The sequence below is a fragment of the Amycolatopsis granulosa genome (assembly GCF_011758745.1).
Lineage (GTDB): Bacteria > Actinomycetota > Actinomycetes > Mycobacteriales > Pseudonocardiaceae > Amycolatopsis_E > Amycolatopsis_E granulosa.
This window is the reverse complement of the sequence record NZ_JAANOV010000001.1, coordinates 2,670,419-2,692,199: the sequence shown is the minus strand read 5'-3', so window position 1 is coordinate 2,692,199 and position 21,781 is coordinate 2,670,419. Positions and strand designations below refer to the sequence as shown.

The following is a 21,781-nucleotide window of genomic DNA, read 5'->3' as shown; positions in this document are numbered from 1 at the left end:
ATCATGGCGAAGCTGAGCACCGATGAACTGCTCGACGCGTTCAAGGAGCTGACCCTGCTGGAGCTCTCGGACTTCGTGAAGAAGTTCGAGGAGACCTTCGACGTCACCGCTGCCGCCCCCGTCGCCGCCGTCGCGGCCGCCCCGGGTGCCGGTGCCGCGGGCGCCCCGGCCGAGGAGGAGAAGGACGAGTTCGACGTCATCCTCGAGGGTGCCGGCGACAAGAAGATCCAGGTCATCAAGGTCGTCCGCGAGGTCGTCTCCGGTCTGGGCCTGAAGGAGGCCAAGGAGCTCGTCGAGGGCGCCCCGAAGCCGCTCCTGGAGAAGGTCGACAAGGACGCCGCCAACGCGGCCAAGGAGAAGCTCGAGGCTGCCGGCGCCAAGGTCAGCGTCAAGTAGTCACGCATTTCGCATCTCGAAAAAGCGGACCATCCCCAGCGGATGGTTCGCTTTTTTCGTTCACCTGGATTGTGGCTTGAAAAACCGGTGAGTAACCTGCTCGGGACTTGACTCGTTGCACCCTGTTGACGCCGGGCAGGCGTGTGCCAGGGTGTTGATCCACGGCGTCGGAGCTGCGGGAGGTTCGATGGGTGCCGAGGTGGTCATCGAAGGGCTGACCAAGTCCTTCGGGCGGCAGACCATTTGGCGGGACGTGACCCTGACGCTGCCCCCGGGCGAGGTGTCGGTGATGCTGGGCCCGTCGGGCACCGGCAAGTCGGTGTTCCTCAAGTCCATGATCGGGCTGCTCAAGCCGGACCGGGGCAAGTGCGTCATCAACGGCGTCGACATCGTGCGGTGCAGCGAGCACAAGCTCTACGAGACGCGAAAGCTTTTCGGGGTGCTGTTCCAGGACGGCGCGCTGTTCGGGTCGATGAACCTCTACGACAACGTCGCCTTCCCGCTGCGCGAGCACACCAGGAAATCCGAGACCGAGATCCGCCGGATCGTGCTGGAAAAGCTCGAGATGACCGGTCTGGCCGGTGCCGAGAAGAAGCTGCCGGGCGAGATCTCCGGCGGTATGCGCAAGCGCGCCGGGCTCGCCCGCGCGCTCGTCCTGGATCCGGAGATCATCCTGGTCGACGAGCCGGACTCCGGCCTGGACCCGGTGCGCACCACCTACATCTCCCAGCTGTTCATCGACGTCAACGCCCAGATCGACGCGACGTTCCTGATCGTCACGCACAACATCAACCTGGCGCGCACCGTGCCGGACAACCTGGGGATGCTGTTCCGCAAGGAGCTGGTCATGTTCGGGCCCCGCGAGGTGCTGCTGACCAGTGAGGAGCCGGTCGTCAAGCAGTTCCTCAACGGTCGCATGGACGGGCCGATCGGCATGTCCGAGGAGAAGGACACCGCACAGATCGCGGCCGAGCGCGCCATGTTCGAGGCCGGTCACCACGCCGGCGGTGTGGAGGACGTCACCGGCATCCCGGCCCAGATGCAGCCCACCCCGGGCGTGCCGACCCGGCAGGGCGCGATCCGCCGCAAGGACCGGGTCATGAAGATCCTGCACACGCTGCCGCCCGCCGCGCAGGAGGGCATCATCGAGTCCCTCACCCCGGACGAGCAGCGCCACTACGGCGTCAGCCCGCGCCGCGCGGTGTCCACCGGCAGCCGGCACGCGGCGGCCACCCAGCCGATGCCGGCGCACCACCAGGGGCAGCTGCCGGAGGACGACATCGCCCGCCTGCCGCAGTCGGCGTGGCCCGGCAGATCCGACAGCACCGACGGGTCGCGCGGCCCGGGGGCCGGTGAGGCATGAGCTCGACGGCCAACTCGGCCAAGGTTCCCGGCCTCGGGATGCTGCGTGAAACCGGGAAGTTGTTCGCCCTCGGGCTGGACATCATCCGCGGGTTCTTCCAGCGGCCGTTCCAGTTGCGGGAGTTCATCCAGCAGTCGTGGTTCATCGCGAGCGTCACGATCCTGCCGACGGCCTTGGTCGCGATCCCGTTCGGCGCGGTCATCTCGTTGCAGTTCGGTTCGCTCGCGCGCCAGCTCGGCGCGCAGTCCTACACCGGCGCCGGCAGCGTGCTCGCCACCGTGCAGCAGGCCGCGCCGCTGGTGACGGCGCTGCTCGTCGCGGGCGCCGGCGGCAGCGCGATCTGCGCGGACATCGGCGCGCGGACGATCCGCGAGGAGATCGACGCGATGGAGGTGCTCGGCGTCTCCGCGGTGCAGCGGCTGATCGTGCCGCGCGTGCTCGCGTCGATGCTCGTCGCGCTGCTGCTCAACGGCATGGTCAGCGTCATCGGCGTGCTCGGCGGCTACTTCTTCAACGTCGTGCTCCAGGGTGGCACCCCGGGTGCCTACCTGGCGAGCTTCTCGGCCCTGGCGCAGCTGCCGGACCTGTGGGTCGGCGAGATCAAGGCGCTGATCTTCGGCTTCATCGCCGCCGTGGTCGCCGCCTACCGCGGGCTGAACCCCGCCGGCGGCCCGAAGGGCGTGGGTGACGCGGTGAACCAGTCCGTCGTCATCACGTTCCTCATGCTGTTCGTCGTGAACTTCGTGATCACGCTCATCTACCTGCAGATCGTCCCCGGAAAGCTGAGCTGATCATGGCGAGCATCGGTCAGACGGCGAAGCGGATCGTCCACCGTCCGCTGGAGGTCCTGGACACCCTGGGCGACCAGATGTCGTTCTACATCCGGGCGCTGGCGTGGACACCGCGCACGATCCGCCGCTACACCAAGGAGGTGCTGCGGCTGCTGGCGGAGGTGAGCTTCGGCTCCGGTTCGCTGGCGGTCATCGGCGGCACGGTCGGCGTGATGATCGGCCTGACCCTGTTCACCGGTGTGCTGGTCGGCCTGCAGGGCTACTCGGCCCTGAACTCGATCGGCACCTCGGCGTTCACCGGGTTCCTCACCGCGTTCTTCAACACCCGCGAGATCGCGCCGCTGGTCGCGGGGCTCGCGCTGTCGGCGACCGTCGGCGCCGGGTTCACCGCTCAGCTGGGCGCGATGCGGATCTCCGAGGAGATCGACGCGCTCGAGGTGATGGGCGTGCCGAGCCTGCCCTACCTGGTGACCACGCGGATCATCGCCGGGTTCGTCGCGGTCATCCCGCTGTACGTGATCGGCCTGCTGTCGTCGTACCTGGCGTCGCGGCTGGTGGTCGTCTACATCTACGGGCAGTCGGCCGGGACCTACGACCACTACTTCAACCTGTTCCTGCCACCGCAGGACGTCTTCTACTCGTTCATCAAGGTGCTGATATTCAGCGTCGTGATCATCCTGACCCACTGCTACTTCGGGTACCGCGCCTCGGGCGGCCCGGCCGGCGTGGGTGTGGCGGTGGGCCGCGCGGTGCGGCTGAGCATCGTCACGGTCGCCATCATCAACTTCTTCATCGGGTTCGCCCTCTGGGGGACCTCGGTGACGGTCCGGATCGCAGGGTGAGGACACCATGGTGACCTTGCGCCGCAGGCTGCTGGGCCTGCTCCTGATCGCCGTGCTGGTGGGCGGGGTGACCCTGTCCATCGCGATGTACGACAACGCCTTCACGCCGACGGTCGAGGTGAAGCTGCAGGCCGGTGAGGTCGGCAACCAGCTGCTGCCGCAGTCCGACGTCAAGGTGCGCGGACTCATCGTCGGTTCGGTGAAGTCGATCGAGGCGGGCGCCGAGGGCGCCACGCTCACCCTCGCGCTGGACCCGGGGTCGGCGAAGCTGATCCCGGAGAACGTCAGCGCCCGCTTCCTGCCGAAGACGCTGTTCGGCGAGCGGTACGTGTCGCTGGAGATCCCGGACCGGCCCTCGGCCAGGACGCTGGCCCCCGGTGACGTGATCCCGGAGGACCGCACCCAGGACGCGGTTCAGCTGGCGAAGGCGCTGGACGACCTGCTGCCGGTCCTGCAGGCCGTGCAGCCGGAGAAGCTGTCCACCACCCTGACCGCGATCTCCACCGCGCTGCAGGGCCGCGGCGAGACGCTCGGGAAGACGCTGTCGGAGCTGGGCACCTACCTGGGTGACCTGAACCCGCACCTGCCGCAGTTGCAGCAGAACCTGCGCGAGCTGGCGAAGTTCTCCGACAACCTCAGCACCGCGGCCCCGGACCTGGTGCAGACACTGGACAACCTGACCACCACGACCCGGACGGTCTTCGACGAGCAGCAGAACCTGCAGGCCCTCTACGGCAACGTGACGGCCGCGTCGCAGACCCTGGAATCGTTCGTGCGCGCCAACGCGAGCAACCTGATCAGCCTGGCCGAGAACTCGCGCCCGACCGCCGAGCTGCTGGCCCGGTACGCACCGGAGTACCCGTGCCTGTTCGGGTCGATGGCCCAGCTGGTGCCGCTGGTGGACCAGGCGCTCGGCAAGGGCACCAGCCAGCCCGGCCTGCACGCGACCATCGAGATCGTCACCAACCGCGGGCCCTACCAGCCGGGCCGCGACGAGCCGCGCTTCGCGGACAAGCGCGGTCCGCGCTGCTATGACGTCAAGGACTTCCCGCAGCCGTTCCCGCAGTACCCGCCGGAGGGGCCGATCAAGGACGGCGCCCAGCCGACACCCGGCTCGCGCGCCGCCAGTGACGGTCTCGTGCCGGCCAACACCATCGCGAACGCCGGCGGCTACAACGGTGGCGGCGCGGCGGGCGGCAACCCGGCCAACAGCCGCGCGGAGCTGGACTTCCTGTCCCAGCTCGTCGGCCCGCAGGTCGGCGTCGACCCCGCGGACATGCCCGGCTGGTCGAGCCTGCTCGTCGGGCCGCTGTACCGGGGCGCGGAGGTGACGGTCAAGTGAGGGGACTGCTCGCGCCGCTGATCAAGCTGACGATCTTCATCGTGATCACGGTGCTGTTCACGGCGATCCTCGGCATCAGCATCGCCAACATCAACACGCAGAACACCACCGGCTACAGCGCGCGCTTCACCGACGCGACCCTCGTGCTGCCCGGTGACGACGTGCGGATCGCCGGGGTGAAGGTCGGCCAGGTCACCGACGTCAAGATCGTCGACCGCCGGCAGGCCCAGATCGATTTCCAGGTCGACTCCGGGCGCAGCCTGCCCGCCGGGGTCACCGTGCAGATCAAGTACCGCAACCTGGTGGGCCAGCGGTACCTCTCGCTCGCGCAGGGCACCGGTGCCGACAAGGGCACGCTCAAGCCGGGCAGCACGATCCCGCTGGAGCACACGCGCCCGGCGCTGGACCTCGACGAGCTGTTCAACGGGTTCAAGCCGCTGTTCCGCGCGCTGAACCCGGAGGACGTCAACAAGCTGTCCTACGAGCTGATCCAGGTGCTGCAGGGCGAGGGCGGCACGATCGACAGCCTGCTCGCCCACACCGCGTCGCTGACCACCACGATCGCCCAGAAGGACCAGGTGATCGGCCAGGTGGTGACCAACCTGAACACGGTGCTCGACGCGGTCAACGCGCACACGCCGCAGCTGACCGACCTGATCGACAAGCTGCAGCGGCTGACCACCGGTCTGGCGCAGGACCGCGGTGCGATCGGTGACGCGATCGAAGCGCTGGGCGGGCTGGCGAACACCACGGCGGGTTTCGTGCAGCAGGCGCGGGACCCGCTGAAGAACGACATCTCGGCGCTGGGCGGGCTCGCCCGGAACCTCGACGACAGCGAGCCGCTGGTGGAGCACTTCATCCAGTTCCTGCCGCAGAAGGTCACCACGCTCACGCGCACGGCCGACTACGGCTCCTGGTTCAACTTCTACCTCTGCTCGGCCTCCGGGAGCGTGTCGCTGCCACCGCTGATCAACCAGGAGATCAACATCCCGATCCTGCCGCAGACCAGGGACCGGTGCGGATCATGAGGAGCTTCCAGTCACGCAACCCGGTGCCCATCGCGGTCGTCGGCCTCGTGCTGATGGTGCTGGGCCTCGTCGCGGCGCTGAACGCCGACAACCTGCCGATCATCGGCGCCGGGACCAGTTACCAGGCGGAGTTCAGCGAGGCGGCCGGGCTCAAGCCCGACGACGAGGTGCGGGTCGCCGGCGTGAAGGTCGGCAAGGTCACCGACGTGGCCCTGGACGGCGCCTCGGTGAAGGTCACGTTCAAGGTCAAGGACGCCTGGCTCGGCGACAAGACCGCGGCCGCGATCAAGATCAAGACCTTGCTCGGCCAGAAGTACCTGGCGCTGGACCCGGTCGGCGACAAGACCCTGGACCCCGGGACCCCGATCCCGCGGGAACGGACGCTCGCGCCCTACGACGTGCTGGACGCGTTCCGGGACCTGTCCACCACGGTGAACGACATCGACACCAACCAGCTGGCGCGCTCGTTCGACGTGCTGTCGCAGACGTTGTCCGGCACCCCGCAGAACGTCCGGGGCGCGCTCAACGGCCTGTCGCAGCTGTCGGACACGATCGCCAAGCGGGACAGCCAGCTGTCGGAGCTGTTGCAGAACACCAACCAGATCTCGCGGACGCTGGCCGACCGGGACCAGCAGCTGACCCGGTTGCTGTCCGACGGCAACCTGGTGCTGCAGGAGGTCGCGGCCCGTGAGCAGGCGATCTCCACGCTGCTGACCGGCTCGCAGGAGCTGTCCCGGCAGCTGCAGGGGCTGATCAGCGACAACGACGCGCAGCTCGGTCCCGTGCTGACGTCGCTGGACCAGCTCACCTCGATGCTGCAGCGCAACCAGGACAACCTGGCCCAGGGCATCGCCCGTTTCGCGCCCTACATCCGGGTGTTCACCAACACCGTCGGCAACGGGCACTGGTTCGACAACTACATCTGCGGCCTGATCCTGCCGTCGGTCGGCCCCTTGAACGAAGAGGGGTGCAATCAGAAATGACGGAAACCCGCTTCGGACGTTCCCTCGCGCGTGGCGTCGCCGCCGCGTGCGTGCTCGGTCTCGTCGTGGCCGGCGTGCTGTGGTGGACGCTCAAGGACGCCGACCGCAAGCACGTGACCGCGTACTTCACCAACGCGACCGGCCTCTACGTCGGCAACAGCGTGCGGGTGCTCGGCGTGGACATGGGCAAGGTGACCGCGGTGCAGCCGATGGGCGACCGGGTCAAGGTCGAGATGGAGTACGACCGGGCGGTCCGGGTGCCGGCCGACGCGCAGGCCGCGATCGTCGCGCCGTCGCTGGTCAGCGACCGGTACGTGCAGCTCGCGCCGGCCTACACCGGTGGCCGGGTGATCAGTGAGGGCGCGGTCATCCCGTTGGAGAAGACAGCGGTGCCGATCGAGGTCGACCAGCTCTACGCGAGCCTGGACAAGATCAGCCAGTCGCTCGGCCCGAACGGGGTCAACTCCAACGGCTCGCTGTCGGACCTGCTCACCACGCTGGCGCGGAACCTGGACGGCAACGGCGAGGCGCTGCACGACACGATCACCAAGCTGAGCCAGGCGTCGCGCACGCTCGCCGGCAACAAGGACGACCTGTTCGCCACGATCAGCAACCTGGCCGACTTCACCACCGCGCTGGCGCAGAGCGACGGCCAGGTCCGGCAGTTCGAGCAGCGCCTGGCCGACGTGTCCGGGTACCTGGCGGGGGAGAAGGACAACCTCGCCGCCACCGTTCGGCAGCTGGGCACCACGCTCGCCACGGTGCAGCAGTTCATCGACAACCACCGCGACCGGCTCAAGTCCAACGTGGACAAGCTGGCGAGCGTGACCAGGGTGCTGGTGGACCAGCGCAGCGCGCTCGCCGAGATCCTCGACGTCGCCCCGGTCGGGCTGAACAACGTGATCAACGCCTACAACGGCTCGTCGGGCACGCTGGATGCCCGGCCCAACCTCAACGAGCTCACCCAGCCGCCGATCGTGATGATCTGCAACCTGCTCAAGCAGACCCCGAAGGCGCTGGACGCGCTGGGCAACCTGTGCAGCTCGGTCGCGCCGCTGGTGGACGGCGCGGTGCCGCTGCCGTCGGTCGCGCAGACCGTGCACGCGTTGCAGAAGGGCGAGCTGCCCCCGCTGCCGCTCCCGCTGGCCCAGACCGTCTACGGAACGGGGGCGGGACGGTGAAGAAGGCGCTCGCGTTCGTCGCCGCCGGAGTGGCCGGCACCCTCACGCTGTCCGGCTGCGCGTTCGGCGGTATCTACGACGTGCCGCTGCCCGGTGGCGCCGATCTCGGCGACCACCCGTACACGGTGAAGGTCCAGTTCGCCGACGTGCTGGACCTCGTGCCGCAGGCCGGTGTCAAGGTCGACGAGGTGCCGGTGGGCCGGGTCGAGGAGATCGGGCTCACCCCGGACGGGTGGCACGCCGAGGTCACCGTCCGGCTCAACGGGGGTGTCAAGTTGCCGGCCAACGCGCTGGCCAACATCCGCCAGTCCAGCCTGCTCGGCGAGAAGTACGTCGAGCTGACCTCGCCGGGCGACGACCTGGCGCAGGGCACGCTGACCGACGGCGCGGAGATCCCGCTGGCCCGCACCAACCGCAGCGTCGAGGTGGAGGAGGTGCTCGGGGCCCTGTCCATGCTGCTCAACGGCGGCGGGGTGGAGCAGCTGAACACCATCACCAAGGAGCTCAACGCCGCCACCGCGGGCCGTGAACCGGACATCCGCCGGCTGCTGGACAACGCCGACCAGCTGGTGTCCACCTTGGACGCCCAATCGGCGGACATCACCCGCGCCCTGGACGGTCTCAACCGGCTGTCCAGCACGCTGGCCGGGCAGAAGGACCAGATCGTGAACGCGATCGACCACCTCGGGCCGGGCCTGGGCGTGCTGGAGCAGCAGCGCTCGCAGCTGGTCACCATGCTCCAGGCGCTGCGGAACCTGTCCGGTGTCACCGTCGACACGCTGCACCGGAGCCAGGAGAATCTGGTCGCCGACCTGCGTGCGCTGCTACCGACGCTGCAGAAGCTCGGCGAGGCCGGCGCCGACCTGCCCAAGTCGCTGGAGATCCTGCTGACCTACCCGTTCACCGACGCGGCGATCAACGGCGTGAAGGGCGACTACTTCAACCTCTACGCCAAGGTCGACCTGAACCTGCAGAACGTGCTGCAGAACCTCAGCCGCAGCAGGCAGAACCCGCTCGGCGGGCTGCTGCCGCCCGCGCTGGACGGGCTCACCGGCGGGGTCGTCGGCGAGCAGGCCAACCAGCCGCCCCCGCTGCCGCTACCGCTGCCGCTGGGCGCCGCGGCCAAGAGCGCGGCCGCCAGTGGTGCCACGGGCGCGACCGGGGCGCAACCGCAACAAACCGGGGTCGCGGGCATCTTCGGGCTGCTCGCGGGAGGTGCGTGATGCTGGTTCGCAGGACGAAGATCCAACTGGTCGCGTTCCTGGTCATCTCCGTGGTGGCCGTGGTGTACGCGCTGATCCGGTTCGCCGGGCTCGGGCAGGTGTTCGGCCAGCACGGCTACACGGTGAAGCTGGAGCTGACGCAGTCCGGCGGCATCTTCACCGGCGCCGAGGTGACCTACCGCGGCTTCAACATCGGCAAGGTCGGCCAGCTGCGGCTCACCGCGCAGGGGCTGGAGGCCGAGCTGCAGATCTCGCCCGAATCGCCGCAGGTGCCGGCGAACCTGCGGGCCGTGATCGCCAACCGGTCGGCCGTCGGCGAGCAGTTCGTCGACCTGCGGCCGGTCGCCGACGGCGGGCCGTACCTGCGGGGTGGCGAGGTCATCCCCGCCGCCAGGACGCAGACCCCGATCGGCACCGACCAGATCATCAGCGACCTGGACAACCTGGCCGCGTCGGTGCCGAAGGACGCGCTGCGGACCGTCGTCGACGAGTCCTACGACGCGTTCAACGGCACCGGCCCCGGCTTGCAGCAGCTGCTGGACACCGCGCGCGACTTCACGGCCACGGCGCAGCAGTACCTGCCGCAGACCGTGCAGCTGCTCGACTCGGGCAAGAAGGTGCTCGCCACGCAGAACGCGGAGGCGGGCAACCTGACCGAGTTCAGCCGCAACCTCAACCAGCTGTCGGCGACGCTGAAGGGCTCCGACGCCGACATCCGGCGGCTGATCGAGGTCGCTCCCGGTGCCGCGCAGACGCTCAACCAGTTCGTCACCGACCTCGGGCCCGGTCTCGGCGAGCTGACCGCGAACCTGCTGACGACCTCCAACCTGCTGCTGACCCGGCAGGACGGCATCCAGCAGGTGCTGGTCAGCTACCCGGTGCTGGCGGTGGGCGCCCGCAGCGTGGTGTCCGGGGACGGCACGGCGCACCTCGGGCTGGCGCTCAACCTGTTCGACCCGCCGGCCTGCACGAAGGGCTACATGAGCCCGGAGCAGTACCGGCCCGGCAACGAGACCACGCCGCGGGACCCGAACTTCAACTCCTACTGCGCCGAGCCCAAGGGCAGCCCGATCGACGTGCGCGGTGCGCAGAACGCGCCGTACAACGGGGTGCCGGTCGCGCCGACGCCGCAGGACGTGCAGCAGAATGCCGACCGCGACGAGCAGCAGCTGGCGTACATGCGGGGCACCCCCGGTGTCGTCGGCTCGCCCGGCGTCACGATCACGAGCCTGACCGCACTGCTGGGCCTGCCCGGCTGACGCCGCCCGCACCCGGCCGACCTAGTCTGGAGAATCATGAGTTCCGACGAGCCGCGCGAGGAAACCGGCGAGGCCGGCGTCCCGGGCCCGCCGGCCGAGGACCCCGCAGCCGAGGCCAAGCGGGGCCGCTACCTGGTGCTGGGCAGCGCCGCGCTGGCCGCCGCGGCCCTGATCGTCGCGGCGATCTTCGGCATCCAGTGGTGGGTCGCCTCCGCCGACGACAACCTGGCGCTGGCCCAGGCCCGCGACGATGTGACCAAGGCCGGCACCACGGCGGTGAAGGCGTACACCGAGCTGGACTACACCAACCCGGACGCCTACTTCGCCCAGCAGAAGGCGGTGTCCACGCAGGAGCTGGCCGACCAGATCAGCGCCACTGAGCAGAACTACCGCCAGGCGATGGCCGACGCCAGGACCAAGGTGACCACCACCGTGCAGGACGTCGGCGTGGAGGAGCTGAACCTGCACGAGGGCAAGGCGAGCGTGCTGGCCGCGATCAGCACGACGATCACCAAGGAGGGCGCGCAGCCCGCCGCCAAGTCACTGCGGCTCGAGGTCCAGATGACCCGGGTCGGGGACGACTGGAAGGTGTCCGGGATCGGGTCCGTGCCGCTCGTGAGCGGGCAGTAACGAGGAGAGGACCAGTCATGCCACCGTCTCGCCGGCAGACGCCGCCGGTGCGCCGCCGTCCCAAGATCGCCGGTGCCGGGATCCGGCGGCCCTCGCCGAGCCCGCGGCCCCGGGATGAGGACCATCCGGAGACCGCTGAGACCGCTGAGACCACCGACACCGCCGACACCGCCGAGGCCGACACCACAGACACAGCCGAGGCCACGGACACCGCGGAGGCCGCCGACGGGCACGCGGCGCCCGCGGCTGCGGCTGTCGATGCCCCGGAGGTCGCCGAGGCGCCGGAGGAGGCCGCGCCGCGCCGCCCGAGCCCCCGGCCCAAGACACGCGACGCGGGCGAGCCGAGGCCGGGCAGCTACGCCGAGGCCGAAGCCGCCGCGACTGAGCCCGAGGAGGCCGGCGAACCGGACGAGGCCGCGCCCCGGCGGAAGGCGAGCCCGTACGTCCTGGCCGGCGCGTTGTTCGGCCTGGCACTCGTGCTGGCCGGGTTCGCGGTGTGGTTCAAGATCGAGGACAACCGCGTCGAGGCCCTGACCTCGAACACCGCCCTGCTGGACACCGCCCGCACCGCCGAGGTGGGCAAGGCCGCGTCCGGCGCCGTGGAGTCGCTGTTCTCCTACGACTACAACAACATCGCCAAGACGCAGAACGCGGCCAAGGACCTGCTGCTCAACGACGACGTCCGCAACACCTACAACGCGATCTTCGGTGACGTCGAGCGGCTGGCCCCGCAGCAGAAGATCGTGGTCACCGTGAAGGCCACCCGCAGCGCGGTGCTCACGCTGCAGGACGACCGCGCGAAGGTGATGGTGTTCGTCGACCAGACCTCGACGCGGACCGACCAGAACCAGACCGCCAGCGGCAGCGCCCAGCTGTGGCTGAACATGCAGTACGCGGACGGCAAGTGGAAGGTCTCGGCGCTGAACACCTACCAGGCCGAGCAGCCGCCCGCCGCCGCGACCCCGGCGCCGTCCAGCCCCGCGCCGCCGGCGTCCCCGGCGCCGTCCCGCTGAGGGCGCCGACATCGCGCACCGACGGCCCGCCGAGCCCTGCCCGGCGGGCCGTCGTCGTAACCGGGTGCTCCCGGACCCTCGTTGCCGGTGAAGCGCACCACTCCCCGTCGTGATCCACGGCCCGCTCGCGGCGCCCCGCGCACCGCTTCGCGAGGCTCCGCACCGGCGCCCGGAACGATCTTGAACCGCCGTGACCCCGGCCGCAACCCGCCGTGATCGGATCCGTCGCCCGACGGTCCGGACAAGGAAAAACCGCAGGTCATGGCGGTCTTCGGGCGGCTGTCCCGTTGCGCCAACCGGCGGGTTCGCCGCGTGGCATCTTGACTCTTCGGCGCCGGGGGTTCACGCTTATCGCCAACGGCAGCACCCTGCGGGAGGGACTGCCGGGAGGCGATGCCTGAGGACGTCGTGATCGAGGTGCGGGCCCCATCGAGCGGCCCCCTCGACAGAACGCGTCGTTCGGGCTAGACTGCTTCTTTGCGCTGCCCTCTTTCAGGCTGCCCGAAGACGGAAGCTAGGATAGTGGGCACACGGCACCCTTGACAGTCGCTATAGCTGTTGCTATCGCGGCTGCGCACCGCTCATTGTCCCCGGAAGGACGCATCTTGGCAGTCTCTCCCGCGAACCAGGCCACTGCTGCGACCACCTCGGCTGTCACGGAGCCGAACCCGACGGGAATTCCCGGAGCCCCCAAGCGGGTCTCGTTCGCGAAGATTCGCGAGCCCCTCCCCACCCCCAATCTGCTGGACGTGCAGATCCAGTCCTTCCAGTGGTTCACCGGTGACGAGAAGTGGTTCGAACGCCGCGTGAACGAGGGGGAGGAGAACCCCGTCGGCGGCCTCGAAGAGGTCCTCAACGAGATCTCCCCGATCGAGGACTACGCCGGCAAGTTGTCGCTGTCCTTCTCCGACCCGCGCTTCGACGAGGTCAAGGCCTCGGTCGAGGAGTGCAAGGACAAGGACATGACCTACGCGGCCCCGCTCTTCGTGACCGCGGAGTTCATCAACAACGAGACCGGCGAGATCAAGAGCCAGACGGTCTTCATGGGCGACTTCCCCGTGATGACCGAAAAGGGCACCTTCATCATCAACGGCACCGAGCGTGTCGTGGTGTCCCAGCTGGTCCGGTCGCCCGGCGTGTACTTCGACACCAGCGTCGACAAGACGACCGACAAGGACGTCTACAGCGTCAAGATCATCCCGAGCCGTGGCGCGTGGCTCGAGTTCGACGTGGACAAGCGCGACACCGTCGGCGTCCGCATCGACCGCAAGCGCCGCCAGCCCGTCACGGTGCTGCTGAAGGCCCTCGGGTGGTCCACCGAGCAGATCCGCGAGCGGTTCCACTTCTCGGAGACCCTGCTCGCCACGCTCGAGAAGGACCACACCGCCGGCACCGACGAGGCGCTGCTCGACATCTACCGCAAGCTGCGCCCGGGCGAGCCGCCGACCAAGGAGAGCGCCCAGACGCTCCTGGAGAACCTGTTCTTCAAGGAGAAGCGCTACGACCTGGCCAAGGTGGGCCGCTACAAGCTCAACAAGAAGCTGGGCCTGAACCTGCCGTACGAGACCGGCACGCTGACCGAAGAGGACATCGTCTCCACCATCGAGTACCTGGTCCGCCTGCACGCGGGTGAGACCACGATGGGCGAGGGTGAGAACGAGGTCCCGGTCGAGGTCGACGACATCGACCACTTCGGCAACCGCCGCATCCGCACCGTCGGTGAGCTGATCCAGAACCAGATCCGGGTCGGTCTGTCCCGGATGGAGCGCGTCGTCCGCGAGCGGATGACCACGCAGGACGTCGAGGCGATCACGCCGCAGACCCTGATCAACATCCGTCCGGTCGTGGCGGCGATCAAGGAGTTCTTCGGCACCTCGCAGCTGTCGCAGTTCATGGACCAGAACAACCCGCTGTCGGGCCTGACCCACAAGCGCCGCCTCAACGCGCTGGGCCCGGGCGGTCTGTCCCGTGAGCGTGCCGGCATGGAGGTCCGTGACGTCCACCCGTCGCACTACGGCCGCATGTGCCCGATCGAGACGCCGGAAGGCCCGAACATCGGCCTGATCGGGTCGCTGTGCTCCTACGCGCGGGTCAACCCGTTCGGCTTCATCGAGACCCCGTACCGGAAGGTCGTCGAGGGCCGGGTCACCGACCAGGTCGACTACCTGACCGCGGACGAGGAGGACCGGTACGTCAAGGCGCAGGCCAACGCGCCGCTGACCGACGACGGTCACTTCGCCGAGGACAAGGTGCTGGGCCGCCGGAAGGGTGGCGAGGTCGAGCTGCTCGACCCGCTGGAGATCGACTACATGGACGTGTCGCCGCGTCAGATGGTGTCGGTCGCCACCGCGATGATCCCGTTCCTCGAGCACGACGACGCCAACCGCGCGCTGATGGGTGCCAACATGCAGCGCCAGGCGGTGCCGCTGCTGCGCGCCGAGTCGCCGCTCGTCGGTACCGGCATGGAGCTGCGTGCCGCGGTCGACGCCGGTGACGTGCTCGTCGCCGAGCAGGCCGGTGTGGTCGAGGAGCTCTCCGCCGACCTCGTGACGATCATGCACGACGACGGCACCCGGAAGAGCTACGGGCTGCACAAGTTCCGCCGCACCAACGCCGGCACCTGCTTCAACCACCGTCCGATCGTGTCCGAGGGCGACCGCGTCGAGGCCGGCCAGGTCATCGCCGACGGCCCGTCGACGGACGAGGGCGAGATGGCGCTCGGCAAGAACCTGCTCGTGGCGGTCATGCCGTGGGAGGGCCACAACTACGAGGACGCGATCATCCTCTCCGAGCGCCTGGTGCAGGACGACGTGCTCACCTCGATCCACATCGAGGAGCACGAGATCGACGCCCGGGACACCAAGCTCGGCGCCGAGGAGATCACCCGGGACATCCCGAACGTCTCCGAGGAGGTCCTGGCCGACCTCGACGAGCGCGGCATCGTGCGCATCGGTGCCGAGGTCCGCGACGGTGACATCCTGGTCGGCAAGGTCACGCCGAAGGGCGAGACCGAGCTGACCCCGGAGGAGCGCCTGCTCCGCGCGATCTTCGGCGAGAAGGCCCGCGAGGTCCGCGACACCTCCCTGAAGGTGCCGCACGGCGAGACCGGCAAGGTCATCGGCGTCCGCGTGTTCTCCCGCGAGGAGGACGACGAGCTGCCCCCGGGCGTGAACGAGCTGGTCCGCGTCTACGTGGCGCAGAAGCGGAAGATCCAGCCGGGCGACAAGCTCGCCGGCCGGCACGGCAACAAGGGTGTCATCGGCAAGATCCTGCCGGTCGAGGACATGCCGTTCATGGAGGACGGCACCCCGGTCGACATCATCCTGAACACGCACGGTGTGCCGCGACGGATGAACATCGGCCAGATCCTCGAGCTGCACCTGGGCTGGCTCGCCTCGCAGGGCTGGCAGATCGAGGGCAACCCGGAGTGGGCACGCAACCTGTCCGAGGAGCTCTACGACGTGGAGCCGGGCACGAACACCGCCACCCCGGTGTTCGACGGCGCCAAGGAAGAGGAGCTCACCGGCCTGCTCGCGTCGACCCGGCCCAACCGGGACGGCGAGCGCATGGTCAAGGAGAACGGCAAGGCGACGCTGCTCGACGGCCGCTCCGGCGAGCCGTTCCCGTACCCGGTGGCGGTCGGCTACATGTACATCCTCAAGCTGCACCACCTGGTCGACGACAAGATCCACGCCCGCTCCACCGGCCCGTACTCGATGATCACCCAGCAGCCGCTGGGTGGTAAGGCGCAGTTCGGTGGCCAGCGCTTCGGTGAGATGGAGTGCTGGGCGATGCAGGCCTACGGCGCGGCCTACACGCTGCAGGAGCTGCTGACGATCAAGTCGGACGACGTGGTCGGCCGCGTGAAGGTGTACGAGGCCATCGTCAAGGGCGAGAACATCCCCGACCCGGGCATCCCCGAGTCGTTCAAGGTTCTCCTCAAGGAGCTCCAGTCGCTGTGCCTGAACGTGGAGGTCCTCTCCAGCGACGGCGCCGCGATCGAGATGCGCGACTCCGACGACGAGGACCTGGAGCGCGCCGCCGCCAACCTCGGCATCAACCTGTCCCGCAACGAGTCGCCCTCGGTGGACGACGTCGTGCAATGACGTAGGAACCCGGGCGGGGCCGCACCGCCCCGCCCGGGTCCCCGCTTCCTCTAGCCGAATCAACCCCAAAGGGGATGCACCCACGTGCTGGACGTCAACTTCTTCGATGAGCTCCGGATCGGCCTGGCGACCGCGGACGACATTCGCCAGTGGTCCTTCGGCGAGGTCAAGAAGCCGGAGACCATCAACTACCGCACCCTGAAGCCGGAGAAGGACGGGCTCTTCTGCGAGAAGATCTTCGGTCCCACCCGGGACTGGGAGTGCTACTGCGGCAAGTACAAGCGGGTCCGCTTCAAGGGCATCATCTGCGAGCGCTGTGGTGTCGAGGTGACTCGCGCCAAGGTGCGCCGTGAGCGGATGGGCCACATCGAGCTGGCCGCGCCGGTCACGCACATCTGGTACTTCAAGGGTGTCCCGTCGCGCCTGGGTTACCTGCTCGACCTGGCGCCGAAGGACCTCGAGAAGATCATCTACTTCGCGGCCTACGTGATCACCGGGGTGAACACGGAGCTGCGGCACAACGACCTGCCGACGCTGGAGAACGAGATCAGCGTCGAGCGGAAGAACATCGAGGCCAAGCGCGACGCCGACATCGAGGCGCGCGCGCAGAAGCTCGAGACCGACCTCGCCCAGCTCGAGGCCGAAGGCGCCAAGTCCGACGTGCGCCGGAAGGTCAAGGAGGGCGGCGAGCGCGAGATGAAGCAGCTCCGCGACCGCGCCCAGCGTGAGCTGGACCGGCTCGAGGAGGTCTGGACGACCTTCACCAAGCTCGAGCCGCGGCAGCTGATCGCGGACGAGACGCTGTACCGCGAGCTGTACGACCGCTACGGCGAGTACTTCACCGGCGGCATGGGCGCGGAGGCCATCCAGAAGCTGGCCACCGAGTTCGACGTCAACGCCGAGGCCGACAAGCTGCGCGACACCATCCGCAACGGCAAGGGGCAGAAGAAGCTGCGCGCGCTGAAGCGGCTCAAGGTCGTCGCGGCCTTCCAGGCCACGGGCAACGACCCGCGCGGCATGGTCCTCGACGCGGTCCCGGTGATCCCGCCGGACCTGCGCCCGATGGTGCAGCTCGACGGTGGCCGCTTCGCCACCTCGGACCTCAACGACCTGTACCGCCGGGTCATCAACCGGAACAACCGCCTCAAGCGGCTGATCGACCTCGGCGCGCCCGAGATCATCGTCAACAACGAGAAGCGGATGCTGCAGGAGGCCGTCGACGCGCTGTTCGACAACGGCCGCCGCGGCCGTCCGGTCACCGGCCCGGGCAACCGGCCGCTGAAGTCGCTGTCCGACCTGCTCAAGGGCAAGCAGGGCCGGTTCCGCCAGAACCTGCTCGGCAAGCGCGTCGACTACTCGGGCCGGTCGGTCATCATCGTCGGTCCCCAGCTGAAGCTGCACCAGTGCGGTCTGCCCAAGGACATGGCGCTGGAGCTGTTCAAGCCGTTCGTCATGAAGCGGCTGGTCGACCTGAACCACGCGCAGAACATCAAGTCCGCGAAGCGGATGGTGGAGCGGGCCCGCCCGCAGGTGTGGGACGTGCTGGAAGAGGTCATCACCGGTCACCCGGTGCTGCTCAACCGGGCGCCGACGCTGCACCGCCTCGGCATCCAGGCGTTCGAGCCGCAGCTGGTCGAGGGCAAGGCCATCCAGCTGCACCCGCTGGTCTGCGAGGCGTTCAACGCCGACTTCGACGGTGACCAGATGGCGGTGCACCTGCCGCTGTCGGCCGAGGCGCAGGCCGAGGCCCGGATCCTGATGCTGTCGGCGAACAACATCCTGTCGCCGGCGTCCGGCCGCCCGCTGGCCATGCCGCGTCTGGACATGGTCACCGGTCTGTTCCACCTGACCCGCCTCGACGAGAACGCGATCGGGGCCGGCCAGGCGTTCAGCTCGCCGGCCGAGGCCATCATGGCCTTCGACCGCAAGACGCTGGGCCTGCACGCGCCGATCAAGATCCGCGTCAAGGACCGTCAGCCCAACAAGGAGCAGCTCGCGCAGCTGTCGGAGAAGGGCTGGGAGCCCGGTCAGCCGTGGCTGGCCGAGACCACCCTCGGCCGGGTGCTGTTCAACGACCTGCTGCCCGCGGACTACCCGTTCATCAACGAGCCGCTGCCCAAGAAGCGCCAGGCGGCGATCGTGAACGACCTCGCCGAGCGGTACTCGATGACGCAGGTCGCGCAGGTCCTGGACCGGCTCAAGGACGCCGGCTTCTACTGGGCCACCCGCTCGGGCGTCACGGTGTCGATGTTCGACGTCATCGTGCCGCCGGAGAAGAAGGAGATCCTCGACCGGTACGAGGCCAAGGCCGCGCAGGTGGAGAAGCGCTACCAGCGTGGTCAGCTCTCGCACGCCGAGCGCAACAACGAGCTCGTCAAGGTGTGGACCCAGGCGACCGACGAGGTCGCGGAGATCATGGAGGACGCCTTCCCCGAGGACAACCCGATCTCGATGATCGTGAAGTCCGGGGCGGCGGGCAACATGACCCAGGTGCGGTCGCTGGCCGGTATGCGTGGTCTGGTGTCGAACCCGAAGGGTGAGTACATCCCGCGCCCGATCAAGTCGAACTTCCGCGAGGGCCTGTCGGTGGCGGAGTACTTCATCGCCACCCACGGTGCGCGGAAGGGTCTGGCCGACACCGCGCTGCGGACCGCCGACTCGGGTTACCTGACCCGTCGTCTGGTGGACGTGTCGCAGGACGTCATCGTCCGGGAGACCGACTGCGGCACCAGCCGCGGCGTGACCCGGGTGATCGGCGAGAAGCAGCCGGACGGCACCGTGCTGCGCGGCGCGCACGTGGAGACCAGCGTGTACGCCCGGACGCTCGCCTCGGACGTCACCGACGAGCAGGGCAACGTCGTGCTCAACGCGGGTGACGACCTGTCCGACCCGGCCATGGAGAAGCTGATCTCGTTCGGCATCACCAAGGTCAAGGTCCGCTCGGTGCTGACCTGCGAGTCGGCCGTCGGGGTCTGCGCGATGTGCTACGGCCGCTCGATGGCGACCGGCAAGCTGGTCGACGTGGGTGAGGCCGTCGGTATCGTCGCCGCCCAGTCGATCGGTGAGCCCGGTACCCAGCTGACGATGCGTACCTTCCACCAGGGTGGTGTCGCCGGTGACGACATCACCACGGGTCTGCCCCGTGTCACCGAGCTGTTCGAGGCCCGGGTCCCGAAGGGCAAGGCGCCGATCGCCGACGTCGACGGCCGGGTGCGCATCGAGGAGAGCGAGCGGTTCTGGAAGATCACGCTCATCCCGGACGACGGTGGCGAGGAGATCGTCTTCGACAAGCTGTCGAAGCGCCAGCGTCTGGCCAACACGCCGACCGGGCCGCTGCAGGACGGTGACCACGTGTCGGTCGGCCAGCTGCTGCTCGAGGGCACGCCGGACCCGCACGAGGTGCTGCGTGTCATGGGCCCGCGCGAGGCGCAGATGCACCTCGTCGAAGAGGTCCAGAAGGTGTACCGGGCCCAGGGTGTGTCGATCCACGACAAGCACATCGAGGTCATCGTCCGGCAGATGCTGCGCCGGGTGACGATCATCGACTCCGGTTCGACGGACTTCCTGCCGGGCGAGCTGCCCGAGCGGACCAAGTTCGAGAGCACGAACCGGTCGGTCGTGGCCGAGGGCGGCGAGCCGGCCTCGGGCCGTCCGGTGCTGATGGGTATCACGAAGGCGTCGCTGACCACGGACTCGTGGCTGTCCGCGGCGTCGTTCCAGGAGACCACCCGGGTGCTGACCGATGCGGCGATCAACGGCCGCAGCGACAAGCTCGTGGGCCTCAAGGAGAACGTGATCATCGGTAAGCTGATCCCGGCCGGCACCGGCATCAACCGGTACCGCAACATCCAGGTGCAGCCGACCGAGGAGGCGCGGGTGGCGGCGTACGCCATCCCGTCCTACGACGACGGCTACTACACCCCGGATGTCTTCGGCACCGGCACGGGTGCGGCCGTTCCGCTGGACGACTACGACTTCGGTCGCGACTTCCGCTGACAGCCGCGAAGCCCCCGGCTCCTCTTCCGGAGCCGGGGGCTTCGTCGTGTCCGGGCCGGGGCGCGGCGGTAGCGTGAGCCCCGGGTTCACACCGGAGCGACACGAGGAGGGCGTTGTGAACGCTGAGCACACGCCGCAGGACACGCCGGCCACCGGCCGCCACGCGGCACCGGAGGGCGCCCCGCGCCACCCGGCCATCGACCTGTCCCGCGACCCCAATCCGGGCAAGCCGGACCACGCGAAGCCGGACGAGGACGAATAGCTCGCACACGTGACGGGGCCCCGGGCACGAGCCTGGGGCCCCGTTCGCGTTCCGGTCAGAAGCCGAGCTTGCCGCTGATGTCGCGATCCGGCATCCCGCGGTCGCCGTGGTCCTCGACCTGCTCGACGGCCTCGGTGAACTCGTCCACGGTTTCCTGGGTCTTCTCGATCGTGCCGGGGATGTCCGGGGTCTCCCGCTTGCCGCCGGGGACCTCGTCGCTGCCGGTTTCGCTCGTCGCGTAGACCTTGTCCTTCACCGCATCGACGGCGAACTCCTTGAGCTTGCCAGCGGCCTGGCCGCCGATGGTGTCACTGACCGCCTCGTGGAGGTCCCTGGTCAGGCTGGGCGTGTTCCCGCGGCCGATCGCGTGGCCGGCCGCGTCCTTCGCGCGCTCGCGGATCGCGGCCGCCGCCTCCTCGCCGAGGTTGTCCGTCAGCACGCCGTCGGTCAGCTGACGGCCGACCTTGTCGGTGAGCTTTCTGGTGCCCAGGCCGTCCGCGGCCTTGCCGACCGAATCGGCGATCTTGCGGAACCCCGGGATCTTGTCCAGGAACGCCTTGATCTTGTCGATCAGGCCCTTGATCTTGTCGAGCACCGTGGTGAGTTTCTGCACCCAGCGGCTCACCTTGGTGGTTTCCGTCCCGGCGCGGGCGGCGGTGGCCGCGGCCGCCGCCGCTTCGGAGCCGCCGAAGGTGACGAACGTGGCGGCCAGCGCGGCGAGCCAGGTGACGATCAGCCATTCGACGAAGTCGCTGATGATGCTCAGGACGACGTCCTTCGCGATGCTCATCACCGCCGAGCTCACCGCCAGCAGCGTGGCCAGTTCCGTCGTCGCGCCGGCGGTGCCCGACAGGCCGTCCCGGAAGTCGCTCAGCCGCTTGCTCGCGGCGTCGGCGCCGTCGCCCCGCCAGTCGGCGAGACCGGTGGTGAGCAGCTCTTCGGTCTCCTGACGCAGCGCCTCGATCTGCGCGCCGAGCTCGTTGAACGCGGTCGCACCGGCCTCCAGGGCGTCGGGGTCGCCGGTGACGAGTTCGAGCGCGTCCTCGAGCGGTTTGATCCAGCTGACCAGGAAGCCGACGCCGTTGGAGATGAGCCAGCCCAGCGGGTCGGACACGATGCCGCCGATGGTGTCGGTGGCCTCGTCGACGAACGAGGTGGCCGTGCCGAACGCGTCCGCGGCGTCCGAGACCAGCGCCTGGACGTCGCCCTGCGCCAGGTCCTCGCCGAGCCGGAACCCGGCCTCGACGGTGTCGGCGGCGCCCGAGTACAGCTTGACCGGCGCCGTGTCGTCGATCTTCTCCTGGACGTCTTCGGCGTCGTAGCCGGAACCGAAGTTCTCGGCCAGCGCCTCCGCGTTCGTGGGCAC

Annotated in this window: 16 protein-coding genes; 15 read left to right on the top strand and 1 reads right to left on the bottom strand. The window is 69.0% G+C overall.

Translation table 11 applies throughout. The features are described from left to right. The first annotated feature begins 3 nt into the window (after positions 1 to 3). The 15 genes from rplL (at position 4) to FHX45_RS12920 (ending at position 20,415) form a co-directional block, all read left to right on the top strand. Positions 4 to 396: a 50S ribosomal protein L7/L12 gene (gene rplL, locus FHX45_RS12990; protein ID WP_167100567.1), complete on the top strand. Its 393-nt coding sequence runs from the start codon at positions 4 to 6 to the stop codon at positions 394 to 396. Positions 397 to 583: 187 nt separating this feature from the next. Then, complete coding sequence (locus tag FHX45_RS12985) at positions 584 to 1,759, top strand: ABC transporter ATP-binding protein (protein WP_167100565.1); 1,176 nt, start codon at positions 584 to 586, stop codon at positions 1,757 to 1,759. Beyond that, a complete protein-coding gene (locus FHX45_RS12980) occupies positions 1,756 to 2,550 on the top strand; it encodes an MlaE family ABC transporter permease (protein ID WP_167100562.1) in 795 nt (264 codons plus the stop codon). Before FHX45_RS12985 ends, FHX45_RS12980 begins: the two co-directional genes overlap by 4 nt. 2 nt (positions 2,551 to 2,552) lie before the next feature. After that, entirely contained in the window at positions 2,553 to 3,392 is an 840-nt protein-coding gene (locus FHX45_RS12975) for an MlaE family ABC transporter permease (protein ID WP_167100560.1), read from the top strand. 7 nt (positions 3,393 to 3,399) lie between these two features. Then, the gene (locus FHX45_RS12970) at positions 3,400 to 4,734 is read left to right on the top strand and encodes an MCE family protein (RefSeq protein ID WP_167100557.1); all 1,335 of its coding nucleotides are present in this window, start codon (positions 3,400 to 3,402) and stop codon (positions 4,732 to 4,734) included. After that, positions 4,731 to 5,762: an MCE family protein gene (locus FHX45_RS12965; RefSeq protein ID WP_167100556.1), complete on the top strand. Its 1,032-nt coding sequence runs from the start codon at positions 4,731 to 4,733 to the stop codon at positions 5,760 to 5,762. Before FHX45_RS12970 ends, FHX45_RS12965 begins: the two co-directional genes overlap by 4 nt. Then, positions 5,759 to 6,745: an MCE family protein gene (locus FHX45_RS12960; protein WP_167100553.1), complete on the top strand. Its 987-nt coding sequence runs from the start codon at positions 5,759 to 5,761 to the stop codon at positions 6,743 to 6,745. The genes FHX45_RS12965 and FHX45_RS12960 overlap by 4 nt, the downstream gene beginning before the upstream one ends. Continuing rightward, on the top strand, positions 6,742 to 7,926 hold the full coding sequence (locus FHX45_RS12955; RefSeq protein ID WP_167100550.1) for an MCE family protein: 1,185 nt from the start codon (positions 6,742 to 6,744) through the stop codon (positions 7,924 to 7,926). Before FHX45_RS12960 ends, FHX45_RS12955 begins: the two co-directional genes overlap by 4 nt. Next, a complete protein-coding gene (locus FHX45_RS12950) occupies positions 7,923 to 9,149 on the top strand; it encodes an MCE family protein (protein WP_167100547.1) in 1,227 nt (408 codons plus the stop codon). The genes FHX45_RS12955 and FHX45_RS12950 overlap by 4 nt, the downstream gene beginning before the upstream one ends. Beyond that, the gene (locus FHX45_RS12945) at positions 9,149 to 10,408 is read left to right on the top strand and encodes an MCE family protein (RefSeq protein ID WP_167100544.1); all 1,260 of its coding nucleotides are present in this window, start codon (positions 9,149 to 9,151) and stop codon (positions 10,406 to 10,408) included. Before FHX45_RS12950 ends, FHX45_RS12945 begins: the two co-directional genes overlap by 1 nt. Before the next feature lie 36 nt (positions 10,409 to 10,444). Beyond that, positions 10,445 to 11,038 carry a hypothetical protein gene (locus tag FHX45_RS12940; protein ID WP_167100542.1) on the top strand — a complete coding sequence of 198 codons (594 nt, stop codon included), beginning with the start codon at positions 10,445 to 10,447 and terminating at the stop codon, positions 11,036 to 11,038. Between the two features lie 17 nt (positions 11,039 to 11,055). Further along, a complete protein-coding gene (locus FHX45_RS12935) occupies positions 11,056 to 12,051 on the top strand; it encodes a hypothetical protein (protein WP_167100539.1) in 996 nt (331 codons plus the stop codon). Between the two features lie 605 nt (positions 12,052 to 12,656). After that, entirely contained in the window at positions 12,657 to 16,157 is a 3,501-nt protein-coding gene (rpoB, locus tag FHX45_RS12930; RefSeq protein WP_167100536.1) for a DNA-directed RNA polymerase subunit beta, read from the top strand. Positions 16,158 to 16,241: 84 nt separating this feature from the next. Continuing rightward, the gene (locus FHX45_RS12925) at positions 16,242 to 20,153 is read left to right on the top strand and encodes a DNA-directed RNA polymerase subunit beta' (RefSeq protein ID WP_167100534.1); all 3,912 of its coding nucleotides are present in this window, start codon (positions 16,242 to 16,244) and stop codon (positions 20,151 to 20,153) included. A gap of 115 nt (positions 20,154 to 20,268) precedes the next feature. Continuing rightward, positions 20,269 to 20,415, top strand: coding sequence for a hypothetical protein (locus FHX45_RS12920; protein WP_167100531.1), 147 nt, complete (start codon positions 20,269 to 20,271; stop codon positions 20,413 to 20,415). Positions 20,416 to 20,470: 55 nt separating this feature from the next. On the opposite strand, the gene FHX45_RS12915 is transcribed toward FHX45_RS12920, so the two are convergent. Further along, positions 20,471 to 21,781 (bottom strand): WXG100 family type VII secretion target, encoded by a 1,311-nt coding sequence (locus FHX45_RS12915; protein ID WP_167100528.1) that lies wholly within the window; start codon positions 21,779 to 21,781, stop codon positions 20,471 to 20,473.